This window comes from Finegoldia sp. P2-F-LR (assembly GCF_052932265.1).
Map to the genome: position 1 here is coordinate 64486 of NZ_JBRFJF010000009.1, position 20288 is coordinate 84773.

At 33.3% G+C, this 20288-nt stretch carries 17 protein-coding genes; all 17 read left to right on the forward strand.

The window, feature by feature from the left end; genetic code table 11:
• Positions 1-4 precede the first annotated feature (4 nt).
• Positions 5-277: a cyclic-di-AMP receptor gene (locus ACU68W_RS06700; protein ID WP_094208866.1), complete on the forward strand. Its 273-nt coding sequence runs from the start codon at positions 5-7 to the stop codon at positions 275-277.
• On the forward strand, positions 277-1095 hold the full coding sequence (locus ACU68W_RS06705) for a DNA polymerase III subunit delta' (protein WP_094208865.1): 819 nt from the start codon (positions 277-279) through the stop codon (positions 1093-1095). Before ACU68W_RS06700 ends, ACU68W_RS06705 begins: the two co-directional genes overlap by 1 nt.
• On the forward strand, positions 1088-1930 hold the full coding sequence (locus ACU68W_RS06710) for a PSP1 domain-containing protein (RefSeq protein WP_094208864.1): 843 nt from the start codon (positions 1088-1090) through the stop codon (positions 1928-1930). The genes ACU68W_RS06705 and ACU68W_RS06710 overlap by 8 nt, the downstream gene beginning before the upstream one ends.
• Positions 1931-2018: 88 nt before the next feature.
• Entirely contained in the window at positions 2019-2189 is a 171-nt protein-coding gene (locus tag ACU68W_RS06715) for a DUF362 domain-containing protein (RefSeq protein ID WP_002835022.1), read from the forward strand.
• A gap of 50 nt (positions 2190-2239) precedes the next feature.
• Entirely contained in the window at positions 2240-2953 is a 714-nt protein-coding gene (locus tag ACU68W_RS06720; protein ID WP_094208985.1) for a tRNA1(Val) (adenine(37)-N6)-methyltransferase, read from the forward strand.
• Positions 2934-3761, forward strand: coding sequence for a 16S rRNA (cytidine(1402)-2'-O)-methyltransferase (gene rsmI, locus ACU68W_RS06725; protein ID WP_446756313.1), 828 nt, complete (start codon positions 2934-2936; stop codon positions 3759-3761). The genes ACU68W_RS06720 and rsmI overlap by 20 nt, the downstream gene beginning before the upstream one ends.
• The gene (locus ACU68W_RS06730) at positions 3758-4711 is read left to right on the forward strand and encodes a DNA double-strand break repair nuclease NurA (protein WP_094208862.1); all 954 of its coding nucleotides are present in this window, start codon (positions 3758-3760) and stop codon (positions 4709-4711) included. Before rsmI ends, ACU68W_RS06730 begins: the two co-directional genes overlap by 4 nt.
• The gene (locus ACU68W_RS06735) at positions 4711-6531 is read left to right on the forward strand and encodes an ATP-binding protein (RefSeq protein WP_446756314.1); all 1821 of its coding nucleotides are present in this window, start codon (positions 4711-4713) and stop codon (positions 6529-6531) included. Before ACU68W_RS06730 ends, ACU68W_RS06735 begins: the two co-directional genes overlap by 1 nt.
• A gap of 1 nt (position 6532) precedes the next feature.
• On the forward strand, positions 6533-7219 hold the full coding sequence (locus ACU68W_RS06740; protein ID WP_094208860.1) for an acyl-[acyl-carrier-protein] thioesterase: 687 nt from the start codon (positions 6533-6535) through the stop codon (positions 7217-7219).
• Positions 7220-7415: 196 nt separating this feature from the next.
• Entirely contained in the window at positions 7416-10970 is a 3555-nt protein-coding gene (gene rpoB / locus ACU68W_RS06745; RefSeq protein WP_094208859.1) for a DNA-directed RNA polymerase subunit beta, read from the forward strand.
• Between the two features lie 16 nt (positions 10971-10986).
• Positions 10987-14595: a DNA-directed RNA polymerase subunit beta' gene (rpoC, locus tag ACU68W_RS06750; RefSeq protein ID WP_094223641.1), complete on the forward strand. Its 3609-nt coding sequence runs from the start codon at positions 10987-10989 to the stop codon at positions 14593-14595.
• A 60-nt stretch (positions 14596-14655) separates the two neighbouring features.
• Positions 14656-15492 carry an energy-coupling factor transporter ATPase gene (locus ACU68W_RS06755; RefSeq protein ID WP_094208858.1) on the forward strand — a complete coding sequence of 279 codons (837 nt, stop codon included), beginning with the start codon at positions 14656-14658 and terminating at the stop codon, positions 15490-15492.
• Positions 15493-15497: 5 nt separating this feature from the next.
• The gene (locus tag ACU68W_RS06760) at positions 15498-16349 is read left to right on the forward strand and encodes an energy-coupling factor transporter ATPase (protein WP_094223664.1); all 852 of its coding nucleotides are present in this window, start codon (positions 15498-15500) and stop codon (positions 16347-16349) included.
• Complete coding sequence (locus tag ACU68W_RS06765; protein WP_094223640.1) at positions 16346-17143, forward strand: energy-coupling factor transporter transmembrane component T family protein; 798 nt, start codon at positions 16346-16348, stop codon at positions 17141-17143. Before ACU68W_RS06760 ends, ACU68W_RS06765 begins: the two co-directional genes overlap by 4 nt.
• The gene (truA, locus tag ACU68W_RS06770; RefSeq protein WP_094223639.1) at positions 17140-17874 is read left to right on the forward strand and encodes a tRNA pseudouridine(38-40) synthase TruA; all 735 of its coding nucleotides are present in this window, start codon (positions 17140-17142) and stop codon (positions 17872-17874) included. Before ACU68W_RS06765 ends, truA begins: the two co-directional genes overlap by 4 nt.
• 12 nt (positions 17875-17886) lie before the next feature.
• Complete coding sequence (locus tag ACU68W_RS06775) at positions 17887-19467, forward strand: ABC transporter permease subunit (RefSeq protein ID WP_094223638.1); 1581 nt, start codon at positions 17887-17889, stop codon at positions 19465-19467.
• A complete protein-coding gene (locus tag ACU68W_RS06780; RefSeq protein ID WP_094205984.1) occupies positions 19457-20197 on the forward strand; it encodes an amino acid ABC transporter ATP-binding protein in 741 nt (246 codons plus the stop codon). The genes ACU68W_RS06775 and ACU68W_RS06780 overlap by 11 nt, the downstream gene beginning before the upstream one ends.
• Positions 20198-20288 lie beyond the last annotated feature (91 nt).

Genomic DNA, 20288 nt, shown 5'->3' on the forward strand with positions numbered 1-20288 from the left:
TTTTATGAAACTTATAGTTGTAATTATGGAAGATGACTTGAGTCATATTCTTTCAAAAGAATTGTTGGAGAATAAAATTTCTTCTACTAAATTATCATCAACAGGTGGTTTTTTGAAAAAAGGAAATACTACAACGTTGATTGGTACTGATGTGGAAAAAGAACAATCTATTTTAGATTTAATTAAAAAAGTATGTGACGAAAATGATATTGAGTCTGATAATGAATCAAAGGCTAATATTTTCGTTATGGATTTAGAGGATTTTAAAAAGTTTTAATGTTACCGAAAAACAAAACTTTGATAAATCAAATCAATAATAATAAAATTTCTAACCAATATTTACTATATGGTGAGAATTTAAACGAAATAAATTATGATGCTGAGGCTTTGATATACAATTTGCTTGTTAGTAACTCAAATTTGAAGTTGAAGTTTGATAGGGATAAATTAACTGATTTATTGGTAATAGAACCTGAGAAAAATTCTATAACCATAGAGAAAATCAGAGATATTTCAAAATTTGTATCCACAAAGCCTTTTGAATCTAATAACAAGGTCGTGTTGATAAAACAGGCTGATTTGATGAGAATGGAGGCTTCTAACGCTCTTCTAAAAAATTTGGAAGAGCCAAAGCCTTTTGTGTATTTTATATTACTTACAGACAATAAAAATAAACTTCTCAAAACTATTATTTCCAGATGCCAAGTAATTAATTATCTAAGTGAAAGAGAAAATGAAAAATTTGATTATACGATAGCTTTGGACATTTTGGATAAATCTATGGGACAAAATCTTCTGACGATGTTGGATTCTAAGGAATATTTGTCAGATTTTCAAAAAGAGACAGATGTGTTGTTTGATTTTTTGATGGAGTTTTATTCGTCGTTTCTGAAGTTTGTGAAGACTAAGGACGGGTCTTCTTTGAACAAAGATTTCGTTAAATTGTACAGTAAATATCCAAAGGCTAATGAGAGAATCATAGTAGATACTTTGGACAAGATTGAGTCTGTAAGAGGATATTTTAAAGTTAATGCGAATTTTGAGCTTTCTATGGAAGAGCTTTTATTGTATATAATGGAGGAAAACTATGCTTGATGTAACTGGTGTTAGTTTTAGACAAGCTGGTAAAGTGTATTACTTCGACTCCAATAATCTTCAATATAAACTAGGAGATCATGTAATTGTAGAGACTGCTCGTGGTATTGAGTATGGGGTTGTTGTAAAAGAAAATTTTGAAATTAATGAAAAAGAATTATCGTCTGATCTTAAACCAATCATAAGATTGGCTGATAGTGCAGATGATTATATTTATATGGAAAATAAGAAGAAAGCTAAGGAATCTATCGAAGTCTGCAAAGAAAAGGTAAAAGAATTCGGCTTGGATATGAAATTAGTGGACTGTGAATATACATTTGATAACAATAAGGTTATTTTTTATTTTACTTCAGATGAAAGAGTTGATTTCAGGGAATTAGTAAAAGAATTAGCCAGAATTTTTAGAATCAGAATAGAATTGAGACAAATTGGAGTGAGGGATCAAGCGAAGATTGCAGGAGGAATTGGTCCTTGTGGCCAAAGATGCTGCTGCAACAGATATATGAGAAATTTCAATCCAGTTAGTATCAAAATGGCAAAAGATCAATCATTATCTCTCAATCCTTCAAAAATCAGTGGGCTTTGTGGAAGACTTATGTGCTGTTTGAATTATGAGCAAGAAGGCTATGAATGCAAATTAAAGAAAATGCCACGTGTTGGTCAAAAAGTTACTACTGAGCTGGGAGAGGGCGTTGTTACTGAAACTAATACTCTTTTGGAATCTGTAAAGGTAAAAGTCATGACAGAGGATCAAACTGAAGAATTAGTTCAAGTGAATGTCGACGAATTAATTGATTTTAATAAATGCGGTGGTTGTAATCATAAATGTCATTAAGCACTTGCATTTATTTAAATATTGTGTAATAATGAATGTAGAGCATAAATACATAATACGCTCTAAAATTACAAGGGGGTAAAGCAATATGGCTTATAAAATTTCTGACGATTGTATCGCTTGCGGACAATGTAAACCTGAATGTCCAGTAGATTGTATTTCTGAAGGGGACATTTATACAATTGATCAAGACGCATGTATCGATTGTGGTTCTTGTGCTGACGTATGTCCAGTAGATGCTCCACATCAAGACTGCTAATTTTAGGGGAGAATTAGACTACTCATTTTTGAGTGGTCTATTTTTTTAATATGAAAAGAGAACATTTTATACCAAAAACAGATTTAAAAATAATTGCTGATGATGAGAAATTTTCTTTTACGATTGATTCCATTTTACTTACAGATTTTGCAAAAATGAAAAAAGGCACGAATCTAATTGATATTGGCTGTGGGACAGGAATATTGATGTTGAGATGTAATGCAATGTATAATTTGTCAAAATGCATCGGAATTGAAATTCAAAAAGATGTTGCAGATATGTTGGCTGAAACCATTGAGATTAATAATATGGCAAATGTCGAAGTTATCAATGACGATTTTAAAAGTGTCTACATCAAAAACGATTCAATCGACAATATAATAGTTAACCCTCCTTATCAAAAAAATGGCCACGGTATTTCTAACAAGAATACTAATTTTCACACATCGAGATACGATAATGAGATGAAATTGGAAGATTTATTTGAATTTGCAAAGTTGAAGCTCAAATCTAATAGGTCTTTATTTATGATAAATAGATGTGAGAGATTGGTCGATGTGTTAAGTATTAGTAGAAAACATAATATGGAAGCAAAGAGAATTAGGTTTGTGCAATCGAGAATTGACGATAAGCCCAATCTTGTCATGATACAATTTGTGAAAAATCAGAAACCATTCTTAACTTTTGAGAAAAATCTGATTATTTATAATGACGAAGACTACACGGAAGAAGTGATGAATATATATGGAATTAAAAAAGTCTAAAATTTACGTCGTGCCTACTCCTATTGGGAACTTGGCTGATATAACTTTGAGGTCGTTAGATGTTTTGAAAAATGTGGATGTGATTTATTGTGAAGATACCAGAAACACATCGAAACTACTGAATTATTATGACATCAAAACGCCTCTTGTAAGTTATCATAAACACAACGAACAAAGTAGATCAGAAGAAATTATCGACAAAATTTTGTTGGAGAATATAAATTGCGCAGTAGTAAGTGATGCGGGAATGCCTTCTATTAGTGATCCAGGACAAATTTTACTGGAAAAAGCTATTGATCGTGATGTTGACATTGAAGTGCTGCCAGGTGCAAGTGCTGCAATAACTGCTTTGGTGAGAAGTGGATTCGATAGTTTGCAATTTGCATTCTTGGGATTCGTGCCAAGGAAAAATTCTGACAAAAATAAGTTTTACGAACAAATCAAAAACGCTACTATGACTACAATAATATACGAATCAGTCCATAGAATTGAGGCGACAGTCGAAGAACTCAGTGAGTTTTTGGGAGATAGAAAAATTTGTGTTTTAAGAGAGCTTACTAAAATTTACGAGTCCGTTATGAAAGGGACTTGTGCTGAAGTTATCGAAATGTTGAAGAACGAAACTGTAAAAGGTGAATTTGTAATTGTAATCGACAAACTCGTTGAAGATAATGAAGATATAGATGTAAAAGAAAAACTTACAGAACTTATTAATGATGGAATGTCAAAAAAACAAGCAGTGAAGATTGTGAGCGATGTTTACGGTTTGAAGAAAAATGATGTTTACAAAGAGAGTTTAGAATTATGATTTCAAAAGATTTAATAGATGAAGTCTCTCATTTAAATGAGAGACTTAAAAATAGAAAAAATGTCTCTCGATTAAACAGAAAAGATGTAAGAAATTTAGTTACAAATGAGATTGGGAACATCAAAGTTTATGATAGATTTGATGTTAATAAGTTAAAAGAAATTAAAAAATCAGGTAGTATTTGCGTTGTAGATGGCTCTGTTAATCGAATCGGTGCAAATTATCCTAATTATGTGGAGTTTTTTCAATCTTTGGCTCTTCTAAGTTCTGATCAAGAACCTTTGGTTAAAGCGGATATTTTGTGTCCATTGGTGGATGAATTTTCAGAACGTGACCAGTTCCAAATCTCCAAAGAAAAATTGTGTGCTACAGAACTTGCTGTAGCGATTGAAGCTGTAAAAAATCATGATGTAAAAATACTTATGATGGACGGAACTTTAATGAGATATAGTCTTGAAGCGGAAGACTTATATAAAGATTTGGTCGATCTTTGTTATGAGGAACATGTTTTATTAGTTGGAGTTGTCGAAGAAATAAGTACGAAGATTATAATGAACACGTTTAACGAAAGTGATAATAATGTGGGGATGCTTTTCGACAGAGAAGCGTTGTTCAATGCATTAGATATGAATGAAGGGTTTGTTGTAGAAAACCATAAATCTAGAAAAGAAGAGTACAATATAGAACAAGCTTTCATCAGAACTTCCAAGGATCCTTGCGTAATAGCTATCGACATTCCGTCACAAAACATGAATGATTTTGATGAAATAATTTCTTTTGTGCTTACGATGTCAGATGAAAATACAAGAGGAGTGCCATTTTTGTTGGATTTGGTTGACAAGAAAACTAGGATTGACAACAAACAAGCTGAAATATTGGCGAAGAAATACTTGGATACAGAAATGTACCAATCGATATTTAGATCTCAAAGGAGTAAAAGAGTTATATAATGAATGATTTAGATTTTAGAGTAGTCGGAATGACCGACCAAATCGAATGTTTTGTAGCTAGTAAATACGATAGACTTAGAATCAATGAGTATATGATTGTGGAAGATATCAAACAAGGGGATATTTTGTGTCAAGTCACAGAAACTCACAGTGTTAATGAATTTATGGAGTCAAACACTGCTGATTCTTATATAACCAAAGAACAAATTCTAAAACTTCAAGCAGTAGGATACAACATTTCTGAAGGGATCAAATACATTTACAAATTCAGAGTGATGGACGATCCAGCGTTTGCGATTGAAGCAGGATCAACAGTTAGAAAACCAAAGTTCGATGAGATTAAACACTTGTTTTATTCTGGTACAATTGACAAATCACTTGAAATAGGAATTATAAAAAATACTGAAGAGATTTATAAAACATGTCCTGTTGAATACAAAAATTTGCTTAAAATCATGGATTCTAATCAAAAAGTTCACAATCAAGAAGAATTGGTGTATTTATTTAACTACTACAACATGATTGAATATCCGCATATTGGTATTTTTGGAGGATCAGGATCTGGTAAATCATACGGGCTGAGAGTAGTAATTGAAGAGCTAATGAAAAAATCTGTTCCTACGATAGTGTTTGATCCACACAATCAAATGGTTTTTAGAGATAGAACTATGGAAAATTACGGGATAGATTTTTCTGGCAAATTTGAAGTTTTAAAAGTTGGGGAAGATTTGGGAATTAATTTTCCCGATTTGAACAGATATGAGCTTATAAGTTTGATAGAAACACAAGGAGAACTCACAGAATCCATGAAATCTGCTTATGAAGCTATCATTGACAAAGACTCCATCACTCAATCCAGTGCAAATGCTTTTTTGGGTTATTTGACAACAATATCCACAGCCTTGTCTGATAAGGAAGATGACACGACGGGATACTATGAAAGATTTTCACAACTTGTAAATGTGGATTCACTACAAGCTGTTATCAGAAGATTTAATAGATTACTGAATACAGATATATTTTTGAACACTTCACAAAAGCTTTTCGAAGCGTTAAAAGATGGCAAAACAGTTATAATTCAGGGTACGCAAAAGATGCTTAACTTGTACGCATCCTACGCAGTGAATTCTTGCTACAGAAAAAGAAGAAGATATGTAGATGCTATGACAAACGAATATTTTCCGATTATTTGTATGGTTTTTGATGAAGCTCACAATTTCTGTGGCAGCGATCAAATATCTGTTATAAGAAGAATAATTAAGGAGATTGCCCAAGAAGGTAGAAAATACGGAGTGTTCCTAATATTAGCATCGCAAAGAATGGCTGCAATCGAACAGACTACAATTGCACAGTTGTCCACAAAGTTTATTTTTAGAATTTCAACCGAAAAAGACCTTGAAGTTATCAGAAAAGAAACTGATTTGTCCTCAGAAGAAATACGAAGACTTCCATATCTATCAAATGGTGATGTATTTATCTCTCAAGCTCAAATCGGAAAAACATTGTTTGCCAGAATTAGATTGGCTTATACTACACAACCAAAATTCAAAAATCCTTTTGATGAAATGTATCGAATGTTGGAAATAAATGTTCAAAAGAAAAATGAATCGGATATGGAATTATTTAAAATGTTGAAAGAAGATAACGTATTTCCAATAACTCTTGATTTATTTAGGATTTGTAAGATAATCGAAGAAAGACATAATGTAAAACTGAGTGTTAGTGAATTGGAAGACAAGTTAAATAAACTTAGCAATGATGGATATATTACCAAGAAAAAATCTATCATGGGAGAAAGTTACTTTTTAAAAGAGGAGTAATATGAAAGTTAGTTTAAATACGAAAGTTATGAACGTGTTTTGTGGTACAAATTCAAAAATAAGATTGAACAAGTTATTCGATTATATGCTTGAATGTTCCATTAAACAAGAAGAAATTCTTAAAGAAGAACTAAAAGATTTGAATGGAAGTTGGATTATATATCAATGGGATGTTGATATAACTGACATGCCCGAAAAGTTTGACGATTTGACAATTCAAACTTACCATACTTATACTAGAAAATTCTACGCTTTTCGTAACTATGATGTTTTCAGAAACGGAAAACTAATTGTACGAGCTAAAACAAAATGGTTGCTTGTTAATCCTGAAAAGAAGCTTCCTATGAGAATAGATGATGAACTTGGAGTGATTTACGGAAGAGAAGATGGTTATGATATTGTTCAAAAGGATTTGAAACTAATAGACGGAGATTATGAAAAGTGTGGCGAATACACAGTAAGAAAAACAGATATAGATTATAATTATCACGCGAATAATGCTCGATATATAGAATGGATTGAAAATTATCTGGATGATGACACGATTAAAAAAGTGGAAGTTTTATATAAAAAAGAACTTAAATTAGATGAAAGTGTGGAGATTTATAGATTAGTTGAAGATTCCATCTTTTATTTCAAATTAATTTCTGATGGAGTTTTGAAAACAATTATAAAAATTACGAAATAAATTTAGCTCACAAAATGAATTTTTTTGTTTTGTGAGTTTTTTTATTTTGAATTTTAGGAAGTAGCAAAAATTTCTTAAAAAATAATTGACAAAATAAAACTGTTGTTATATAATTCTAAGATACAGTATAAAAATGGATAATTATGCTATAAAGTAGATTATTTAGGAGTTTAAGATAGTATAAGGGGTGAAGTATATGCATACTGAAAAGTATGGAGTAACGGACAGAGTTAGCTTTTCTAGGAACGAAAATGTTTTGGGACTTCCAAATCTTATTGGTATTCAAACTGATAGTTTCGATTGGTTTGTAAAAAAAGGTATTAAGGAAGTTTTTGAAGATATTAGTCCTATAAAAGATTATGCGGGAAGTCTTGTTTTGGAATTTGTGGATTATTATTTTGAGGAAAATCCAAAATATACAATCCAAGAGGCAAAAGACAGAGATACTAACTATTCTTGCCCGTTAAAAGTGAAAGTAAGATTAATTAACACCGACACAGAAGAAGTAAAAGAACAAGAAGTTTTTATGGGTGATTTCCCTTTGATGACAGACAGTGGTACATTTATCATCAATGGTGCTGAAAGGGTAATTGTAAGCCAACTTGTAAGAAGTCCTGGTGTTTACTTCGCCGAAGAAATTGATAAATCAGGTAACAGCAACTTCGCATCTACAGTTATTCCAAACAGAGGTGCTTGGCTTGAAATGGATACTGATGCAAGTGGTGTAGTGAATATTAGAATCGACAGAACTAGAAAACTACCTGTTACTACATTACTTAGAGCTTTATTATTTGACACTGATGATGAAATAATTGAAGCTATGGGAGATTCTGAAATTTTAAGAAAAACTCTCGAAAAAGAAATTTCAAAAGACAGAGAAAGTGCTTTAATTGAAATTTATAAGAAATTAAAACCAGGAGATCCTGCATCTTTAGAAAGTGCAGAACCTTTGATAAACAACATGTTCTTCGACAGTAGAAGATATGACTTAGCAAAGGTAGGACGTTACAAATTTAATAAAAAATTATCTTTAAGAGACAGAATTACTAATCAAAAAGCAAAAGAAGATGTTGTGGATACATCAACAGGAGAAATATTAGCTACTGCAGGAGATTTGATTACTGAAGAAATGGCAATCGAAATCGAAAACGCAGGTATAAATGTTGTTGATGTTATCGGACACGAAGGTCAAAGTGTTCGTGTTATTGGTAACCACTTTGTTGATTTGGATAGTTTTGGTTTGGATATGGATTTGTCTGATTTGAATTTGTCAGAAAAAGTTTATTATCCTATTATGGAAAAAATCTTGGAAGAAAATGATGACGAAAAATCAATCAGAAGAGCAATTGAAGAAAATGTTCATCAATTATCTCCAATTCATATAATCCATTCAGATATTTTGGCATCCATTAACTACGAATTCAATTTATTCTTTGGAATTGGTTCAACTGATGATATCGACCATTTAGGTAACAGACGTGTAAGAACTATTGGTGAATTATTGCAAAATCAATTTAGAATTGGTCTATCAAGAATGGAAAGAGTTGTAAGAGAAAGAATGAGTACACAAGATCCAGACTTGGCAACGCCACAATCATTAATCAACGTTCGTCCAGTTACTGCGGCAATCAAAGAATTCTTTGGTTCAAGTCAGTTGTCACAATTCATGGAACAAACAAATCCATTGGCAGAACTTACTCACAAGAGAAGATTGTCAGCTTTAGGACCAGGTGGTTTGTCAAGAGACAGAGCAGGCGTTGAAGTTCGTGACGTTCACGACTCTCACTACGGTAGAATCTGTCCGATAGAAACACCAGAAGGACCAAACATCGGTCTTATAACTTCCATGACAACTTATTCTACTACTAATGAATATGGATTCTTAGAAACTCCATACAGACGTGTTGATAAAGAAACTGGAGAAGTTACTGAAGATATTGTTTATTTGACTGCTGATGAAGAAGATAAATATATAATTGCTCAAGCGAACGAACCATTGGATGAAAATTCTAGATTTATAAATGAAAGAGTTTCTGGTCGTGGTATCAACGGCGAAAATGATATTTATCCAAGAGAACTTATCGACTACATGGACGTTAGTCCGCAACAAATCGTATCTGTAGGTACAGCTATGATTCCTTTCTTGGAAAACGACGATGCTACTCGTGCGTTGATGGGCTCAAACATGCAAAGACAAGCAGTTCCATTGTTGGCAACTCAAGCACCAATTATCGGTACTGGAATTGAACATAAAGCTGCTAAGGACTCTGGTGTAGTAGTTAAAGCAAAACACAAAGGTACAGTTACTAAGGTATCTTCGGATATGATTGAAATAACTCGTGATGAAGATAGAAAAGTTGACAAGTACACTATTCGTAAGTTTAAAAAGGCAAACCAAGGTACAACTTTCAACCAAAGACCTATCGTAAATAAAGGGGACAAGGTTGATGTTGATGATATAATCGCAGACGGTCCAAGTACAAACATGGGAGAAATGGCTTTAGGTAAGAACATTCTTATTGCATTCATGACTTGGGAAGGATACAACTACGAAGATGCGATGTTATTAAACGAAAAATTAGTTGTTGATGATGTATTGACATCAGTTCATATAGAAGAACACGAATCAGAAGCTCGTGAAACAAAATTAGGCGCTGAAGAAATCACTAAAGATATTCCAAATGTCGGAGAAGATATGAGAAAGAATCTTGATGATGAAGGAATTATTAGAATTGGTGCTGAAGTAAAATCAGGAGATATTTTAGTTGGTAAAGTTACTCCAAAAGGAGAAACAGAATTATCTGCTGAAGAAAGATTATTGAGAGCTATATTTGGCGAAAAAGCTAGAGAAGTAAGAGATACCTCATTGAGAGTTCCTCATGGTGAATCAGGTGTTGTTGTTGATGTTAAAACTTATTCAAGAGCAAACGGCGATGAATTATCTCCTGGTGTTAACAAGGTAGTTAGAGTATTCGTAGCTACTAAGAGAAAAATCATGGTAGGGGACAAAATGTGTGGTCGTCACGGTAACAAAGGTGTCGTTTCAAGAATTATGCCAGAAGAAGACATGCCATACTTACCAGATGGTACACCAGTTCAAGTAGTTCTTAACCCATTAGGGGTACCAAGTCGTATGAACATCGGACAAGTACTTGAAGTTCACTTGGGACTTGCAGCTAGTAAATTAGGTTGGAAAGTTGCTACACCAGTATTTGATGGTGCAAGTGACATTGAAATAGAAGATGCTTTGGAAGAAGCAGGATATCCAAAGACAGGAAAGATTTGGTTAAGAGATGGTAGAAGTGGAGAATACTTCGACAACCCAGTAACTGTAGGATACATGTATATGTTGAAACTACATCACATGGTTGCAGAAAAAATCCACGCTAGATCAACTGGACCATACTCTCTTGTAACTCAACAACCATTGGGTGGTAAAGCTCAATTTGGTGGTCAAAGATTTGGAGAAATGGAAGTTTGGGCATTAGAAGCATATGGTGCAGCTCATACTCTTCAAGAAATTTTAACAGTAAAATCAGATGATGTTGTAGGTCGTGTTAAAACTTACGAAGCTATTATTAAGGGCGAAAACATTCCTGAACCAGGAATTCCAGAATCATTCAAAGTTTTAATTAAAGAACTTCAATCATTATCTTTGGATGTTAAATTACTTGATGAAAATAATGAAGAAGTCGAATTGATAGAAGAAGATGATGATTCTACAGAATTCGGCAGCGATGATAGACTATAAGAAAGGAGAGGGCTCCTTGGTACAAAAAAATACTTTTGAAGCTATGAAAATTGGTTTGGCTTCACCAGATAAAATCAGACAATGGTCTTGGGGAGAAGTTAAAAAACCAGAAACTATAAATTATAGAACACTAAAACCTGAAAAAGAAGGTTTATTCTGTGAAAAAATATTTGGACCTACAAAAGATTACGAATGTAATTGTGGTAAATACAAAAGAATAAGATACAAGGGTATTGTATGCGAAAAATGTGGTGTAGAAGTTACTAAATCAAAAGTTAGACGTGAAAGAATGGGCCACATTGAACTTGCGACTCCTGTAAGTCATATCTGGTATTTCAAAGGAATTCCATCACGTATGGGATTGTTATTGGATATGAGTCCTAGAGCACTTGAAAAAGTTCTTTATTTTGCATCATTTGTAGTAATAGATCCAGGTAAAACTGATTTATACGAAAAACAATTATTAACTGAACAAGAATACGAAGAATACTGTGATAAGTACGAAGAAGATGTTGATTTCAGAGCCAAAATGGGAGCTGAAGCAATCAAAGAACTTCTTCAAAAAATAGACTTACAAGAAGAATACAAAAATTTAACTGAAAATTTCGAAGGCGCAACTGGACAAAAGAAAGTTAGAATTTTAAGAAGACTTGAAGTTGTAGAAGCATTCATTGAATCAAAAAATGATCCTTCATGGATGATTATGGATGTAATTCCAGTAATTCCACCAGATATCAGACCAATGGTACAACTTGAAGGTGGAAGATTTGCTACAAGTGATTTGAATGATTTGTATAGAAGAGTAATTAATAGAAACAATCGTCTAAAAAGATTATTGGATATTGGATCTCCTGAAATCATTGTAAGAAACGAAAAAAGAATGCTTCAAGAAGCAGTAGATGCTCTTATCGACAATGGTAGACGTGGTAAACCTGTAACAGGACCTGGTAATAGACCATTAAAGAGTTTGTCAGATATGCTTAAAGGTAAATCTGGTCGTTTCAGACAAAACTTGTTAGGTAAGAGAGTTGACTATTCTGGTCGTTCAGTAATAGTTATCGGACCAAACTTGAAATTCTATCAATGCGGTCTTCCTAAGAAAATGGCTCTTGAATTATTCAAACCATTTGTAATTAGAGAATTAGTTAAAAGAGAAATTTCACATAACGTTAAAAATGCTAAGAAATTAGTTGAAAGAGAAAACGACAGAGTGTGGGATGTCTTGGAAGATATTATAGTCGATCATCCAGTATTATTAAACCGTGCACCGACATTGCACAGACTTGGTATTCAAGCATTTGAACCAATATTAGTTGAAGGAAAAGCTATCAAACTTCACCCATTAGTATGTACTGCATACAATGCGGACTTTGACGGTGACCAAATGGCAGTCCATTTGCCACTATCTCCAGAAGCACAAGCAGAAGCTAGACTTTTGATGTTAAGTACAAACAACATTCTTGCACCAAAAGATGGTAAGCCAATCACAACTCCTTCACAAGATATGGTATTGGGTTCATTCTACATGACTACTAGAAAAGAGCGTCAAAAAGGAGAAGGCTTAATCTTCAAAGATATAGATGAAATGATGTTAGCGTATGCTATGCATTATGTAACTTTACAAACAATAGTAAAAGTTAGACGAAACAGTGTGAATAACGATGGAACAAGCAAAATTGTAAAAAGCACTGTTGGTAGATTTATCTTCAACGAAGGAATCCCTCAAGACTTGGGTATGGTAAACAGAGAAGAAGATCCATATTCACTTGAAGTTGATTTGCAAGTTGACAAGAAAATGCTATCTAAAATCATCGATTTAACTTTCAGAAAATACGGAAACATCAGAACTGCTGAATTGTTAGATTACATCAAATCTATGGGATACAAGTATTCTACAATTGGTGCTTTGACAATATCAATGGGAGATATTACAATTCCTGATTCGAAAAAAGTTATCATCGAACAAGCTGAACAAAGAATTGATATGGTTCAAGATATATACCTTCAAGGGGATATTACAAACGAAGAAAGATATAAGAAAGTTATCGAAATTTGGGAACAATGTATTAAAGATGTAACTAAAGCGTTGATGACAAACCTTCCTGCTGATAACAACTTGAATATAATGGCCGTTTCTGGAGCCCGTGGTAGTGAAAACCAAATCAGACAATTAGGTGGTATGCGTGGTCTTATGTCAGATACTGCTGGTAACACTATCGAAATTCCTATCACATCAAACTTCCGTGAAGGTCTTTCAGTACAAGAATTCTTTATTTCCACTCACGGTTCAAGAAAAGGTCTATCAGATACCGCTCTTAGAACTGCAGACTCAGGATATTTGACAAGAAGACTTGTAGATGTATCACAAGATGTAATCATAACTGAAGATGATTGTGGTACTGATGAATATATTGTTGCAAAAGAAATCAAAGACGGCAACAGACAAGTTGAAGATTTGAAATCTAGAATTATTGGTAGATACGCATTCGAAGATATTCTCGATTTGGATACTGGAGAAATCATCGTTCATAAAAATGATATGATCAATGAAGCTATTGCTGAAAGAATAGAATCACAAGGTATCAAAGAAGTTAAGGTAAGAAGTGTTCTTGGATGTAAGATGAAACACGGTGTTTGTGCTAAATGCTACGGTAGAAACTTAGCTACTGGTAAGCCTGTAAACATTGGCGAAGCAGTTGGTATAATCGCAGCACAATCAATAGGTGAACCGGGTACACAGTTGACAATGAGAACTTTCCACTCAGGTGGTATCGCTGGAGTAGGAATCACATCCGGTCTTCCTAGAGTTGAAGAGTTATTTGAAGCTCGTAAACCAAAAGGACTTGCTTACATTACTGAAATAGAAGGTACTGTAAAAATCCAAGAAAACAAAAAGAGAAATGATGTTATCGTAACTGCTGAAGACGGCGAAGAAAAAGTTTATCAAATTCCATACGGCGCTCACATTAAAGTTAACGAAGGAGATCATGTTGAAAAGGGAGAACCATTAACAGAAGGTTCAATCAACCCACAAGATATTCTTAGAGTTAACGGGGCTGAAGGCGTTCGTGATTATATAATTAGAGAAGTTCAAAAAGTTTACAGATTACAAGGTGTAGACATTGACGATAAGCACATTGAAATTATAATCAGACAAATGATGAGCAAAATTAAAATCGAAGAAAGCGGAGATTCAGGATTCTTATCAGGTAGTGTAGTAGATGCGAGAGATTTCAAGATGACTAATGAACAACTTGTCAAAGAAGGAAAAACTCCTGCAACAGGAACTCATTCGTTAATGGGTATCACAAAAGCATCACTTGCAACTGAAAGTTTCTTATCTGCAGCATCATTCCAAGAAACTACAAGAGTATTAACAGAAACATCTATTAAAGGAAAAGTTGATCACTTAATAGGCTTAAAAGAAAATGTAATAATTGGTAAACTAATACCTGCCGGTACAGGAATAGCAAAATATGACAGAATTGAAGTAGATTATGACGGTAAAGCTGAAGAAGATATGATTGAAGCTGAAAAAGCACAAGAAATAAATGAATCTGAAGTAGAGGAAGAATCTACAGTAAAATCTGGAAATTACGAATCATTACAAGATGAAGATAAATAATATTTAAGAATTAAGGGATGTGAATTCGCATCCCTTTTTTTATAAAATTGAGGAGTTTTGATGAAAAAGGATACAAACATCATAGAAATAAAAAACTTAAGTTTTCAATATGAAGGTTCATCAAAAAAAGTATTAAAAAACTTAAACATAGATATTAAAGAAGGAGAATTCATCTGCGTATTAGGTCATAACGGGTCTGGAAAGTCTACATTAGCAAAACTCATTAATGCTCAATATATTCCAACAGAAGGTGATATCTTAGTTGGGAATATGAATACAAAAGATGACGATAATTTGTGGAATATTCGTGAAATGTGCGGGATGGTGTTCCAAAATCCTGACAATCAATTGGTAGCGACAATTGTTGAAGAGGACGTTGCATTTGGTCCCGAAAACTTGGGAGTACCAAGAGAAGAACTTAGAAAAAGAGTAGATGAATGCCTTGAACTTGTGGGAATGAGTGAGTACAAGAGACATTCACCAGCGCTATTATCTGGCGGTCAAAAACAAAGAATTGCAATTGCAGGTATACTAGCAATGAATCCAAAGTGTTTGCTAATGGATGAGCCGACAGCAATGCTCGATCCACAAGGACGAAAAGACATCTTAGATACTGTGTTGAAACTAAGAGAAATGGGCAAAACTATAATCCATATTACTCATTACATGGAAGAATGTGTAAATGCAGACAGAATAATCGTGATCAATGAGGGAAATGTAGTTCTAGAAGGAACTCCTAGGGAAGTTTTCTCAAATGTTGTACAAATGAAAGAAATTGGACTAGATGTTCCAGAGCCTACAGAAATAAGCTATCTTTTAAATAAATCAAATATAAATGTGAGAGCTGATGTTCTTACTGTAGACGAACTAGTTGAAGCTTTGGAGGGTGTTAGGTGATAGATATGAAGATAGAATGCAAAAATTTAGAACATATTTATAACAAATCAAATCCATTTGAAAAAGTAGCCCTCAAAGATATCAATTTAGACATAAATCTCGGAGAATTTATTGGAATTATAGGACACACTGGAAGCGGTAAATCAACACTCGCACAACATTTGAATGGATTATTGGAACCAACAGGTGGCGATGTTTTAGTTGACGGTATATCGACAAAGACAAAAGTTAAAACAGATATAAGAAAAAATGTCGGATTAGTATTTCAATATCCAGAGTATCAACTATTTGAAGAAACTTGTTACAAAGATATTGAATTTGGACCGAAGAATTTGGGACTTACAGATAAAGAAATCAAAGAACGTGTAGAGTGGGCTTGCGATGCTGTTGGTTTGGATGTAGATCACATGAAAGAAAAATCACCATTCGAATTATCCGGAGGACAAAAAAGAAGAGTTGCAATTGCAGGTGTTTTGGCGATGAAGCCAAAGTTTTTGGTATTAGATGAGCCAACTGCAGGTCTTGATCCATTGGGAAGAGATATGATTTTAAATCAAATAAAACAACTTTTTGAAAGAGAAGATATGACAGTCATTTTAGTCAGCCATAGCATGGAAGATATCGCAAAACTTTGTAACAGAGTAATTGTTATCGATAAAAGTCAGATCTTTATGGACGATAAACCAGAAGTTGTGTTTAGTAAAGAAAAAGAGCTACAAGAAATTGGACTTAGTATTCCACAATCTACACAAGTTGTGAGAAGATTGAAAGAAAAGGGAATAGATTTAAAAACAGATTGCTTGAATGTTGAGCAAGCTTATGAAAGCATCAAAAATGCTATGGAGGCAAAATCATGATTAAAGATATAACAATTGGTCAATATTTTGCATCTGATAGTATAATTCACAAGCTTGATCCAAGAGTCAAAGTCACTTTTGTGTTTTTGTATATTATTGCTATATTTCTTATAAGTAAACTTTGGGTATATGCACCAGTATTGGTATTCTTAATAACTATAATCAAAATTTCGAAAATAAAACCGAAATTTGTATTCAAAGGAGTGAAACCACTTCTCCCAATTATTTTGTTGACATTTATACTTAACGTATTGATGACGCCGGGTGAAGTTGTTTGGAAATGGAAAATATTTACTGTTACGAAATCAGGATTGAACTTGGGATTTTTTATGGCATTTAGATTGATTTTTTTGGTTTTAGGTACAAGTTTATTGACATTGACAACATCACCTATTGAATTGACAGATGCTATGGAAAAAATGCTTCATCCTTTTGCTAAAATAGGATTTCCTGCTCATCAATTTGCAATGATGATGACAATAGCACTTAGGTTTATTCCGACACTATTTGAAGAAACAGACAAAATAATGAAAGCTCAAATGGCTAGAGGCGCAGATTTTGAATCGGGAAATATAATCAAGAGAGCTAAAAACCTCGTACCACTTCTAGTTCCACTATTTATAAATGCTTTAAAAATAGCAGGAGAACTTGCAGTAGCCATGGAAGCTAGATGTTATCGTGGAGGAAAAGGAAGGACAAGGCTGAATGAATTATCCTATCAAAAGCGAGATTTTATAGCTTATGCTGTTATTATTTTATTATTCATTTTAATTATTGTGAGTAGGATAATATGAAAAACATAAAATTGACAGTTCAATATGACGGTTCAAAATTTTACGGATGGCAGAAGTTGAATCATTTGCCATCCGTACAATTAGAAATAGAAAAAGCAGTGACAAAAATGGTTCATCAACCAGTCAAAATAAATGGAGCTGGAAGAACTGACAAAGGAGTTCATGCAAAAGGTCAAGTATGTAATTTCATTGTTGACACAGATATTTCAGCAAACCAATTTCTAATGGGAGTCAACCACTTCACGAGTGATTCAATTGTCATAGTAAAATCAGAAGAAGTGGATTTGGATTTTCATGCGAGATTTAGTGCAAAATCAAAGACATATAAATACATTTTATGCAACAAATACTATATGGAGCCTTGGTTTAATGATTATAAAGGTCACCGAAAATACTACTTAGATTTTGATTTGTTGCTAAAATGCAGAGATATGCTCATTGGAAAACATGATTTTACATCATTCGTTAATGATTTGGAAGAAGATACCAATCCAATTAGAACTATTGATGAAATTACAATCGAAAGAATAGACGACGATATTGTATTTACATTTAAGGCGGAAAGCTTTCTTAGGAATATGGTTAGAATTTTGGTTGGAAGCATGGTTGATGTAGCCAGAGGGAGAAAAAGCATAGAATGGCTTAAAAATGCTTTGGAAAACAAAGACAGACAGTCTGCGGGAATCACGATTGAACCTTGTGGATTGTATTTAATGGATATCGAATATTAAAAGGGGGAGTAAATGAAAAACTTTACCAGAAAACTCATCAGCGTACTTATGATACTAATGATGATGTTTGTTTTCATTGACACCGAATCTTTTGCAGAAAAAGATACATTTGTAATAGGAATGGAGGGGAACTACGCACCGTTTAACTGGTCACAATCGACAGATGAAAATGGAGCCTATCCTATTGAAAACAGCAAAGGTGAATATGCAAACGGATACGACTTGCAAATAGCTAGAAAAATCGCCGACAGTTTGGGCAAGAAATTAGTTGTAGTAAAAATGGAGTGGGACGGACTTGCACCGGCAGTTATGAGCGGAAAAGTTGATGCGATAATTGCAGGAATGAGTCCAACAAAAGAAAGAAAAGAACAAATTGATTTCTCAGATACTTATTATAGTTCTGATTTGGTAATTGTAACAAAAAAAGATAGTAAATATATCAAAGCAAAATCATTAAATGATTTAAAAGACTTTAAAATTACTGGTCAATTGAACACATTCCACTATACAGTAATTGATCAAATCAAAGATTGCGACAAACTACCAGCAATGGAAAGTTTTCCATCAATGCTGTCTGCAGTTTTGGCAGAGAAGATAGACGGATATGTCGCAGAAAAACCACAAGCATTAAGTGCAAAAGCATCTAATGCTGAGCTTTCATACATTGAATTTGAAAAAGGTTCGGGATTTGAAACATCAGCTGAAGATACATCAATTGCAATCGGTGTGAAGAAAAATTCTGATTTGACAGAAAAAATCAACGGAGCTTTGAAGAAAATAAGTCCAGAAGAAAGAGATAAGTTGATGCAGGAAATGGTAAGATTGAACGTAGAAAAAGACCAACCACAAGGATTCTTATCAAAAGTAAAAAGCATTTTTAATGAATACGGATCACTTTTCTTAAAAGGGGCTTTGATGACATTGTTTATAGCCAGTGTATCGACAATTATTGGATTTCTAATCGGAATACTTGTTGCAGTTATTAGAAATATGAAACTAGATAAAGATAAAAACAAATTCACTTATTATCTTCACAAAGTTATCAATTTTATTCTAGCTTGTTATGTTGAAATATTCAGAGGAACACCAATGATGGTACAATCAATGTTGATTTATTTTGGAGCCAAATTATATCTTGGAATTGATATGGCGCCAATTAGTGCAGCTTTGTTCATTGTTAGTGTCAACACAGGAGCTTATTTGTCAGAAGTTGTACGTGGTGGAATTAATTCTGTCGATGTCGGACAAATGGAGGCTTGTAAGGCTTTGGGAATGACACACGGTCAATCCATGATTAATGTAATATTGCCACAAGCAATCAAAAATATTTTGCCTTCTATAGGAAATGAGTTTGTAATTAACATTAAGGATACATCGGTATTGAACGTAATCAGTGTTACAGAATTATTCTTCGTATCTAAATCAATTGCAGGCTCAACTTATAATATATTTGAAACTTATGCAGTTACTTGCATTATTTATTTCGTGTTGACATTCTCTTTGACTAGACTTTTATTATTTATTGAAAAGAAATCAAATAACAGAGAATACGTAATGGAAGCTACAACTGGAGGAATGTTCAATGGAAAATAAAATAATAGAGTTACAACATTTGAAAAAAAGTTACAATGGAGTAGAAGTTCTAAAAGATATCAACTTTACGATATCAAAAGGAGAAGTTCTATCTATAATCGGATCATCAGGTTCTGGTAAGTCTACTATGTTAAGATGCATCAATTTACTTGAAAAACCAACAGGTGGAGATATTTTATATCATGGAGAATCCATACTTTCTTCCAAATTTAATCAAAATAAATTCAGATCTAAAGTAGGTATGGTATTTCAACAATTTTATTTGTTTGAAAACATGAGTGTAATGGATAATTGCACTGTCGCTCAAATCAAAGTTTTGAATAGAGACAAGGAATCGGCTGTTAAAGAAGCTAAAAAATATTTAGAACTTGTAGGAATGATTGAACATGCCCACAAAAAACCAAGCATGCTATCTGGCGGACAAAAACAAAGAGTTGCCATTGCAAGAGCATTGTGCATGAATCCAGAAGTTTTGTTGTTTGACGAACCAACATCTGCGCTGGATCCTGAAATGGTTAATGATGTATTAAAAGTAATGTCAAAGCTTGCTGAAACTGGAATGACAATGGTAGTTGTAACACATGAAATGCAATTTGCAAGAGATGTTTCCACTAGAGTTTGTTTCATGAATGAAGGCTACATTATCGAAGATACAGATCCGCATACAATGTTTACAAATCCAAAACAAGAAAGAGTCAAAGAATTCTTGAAAAATTATTTGAATAATTAAAAAAACCGCCCTTTATCAATATGTGATATGTACCCTCCTTACTGGTTTGTCCAGTTTTATGGGTACACATCATATGATAAAGGGCGGTTAT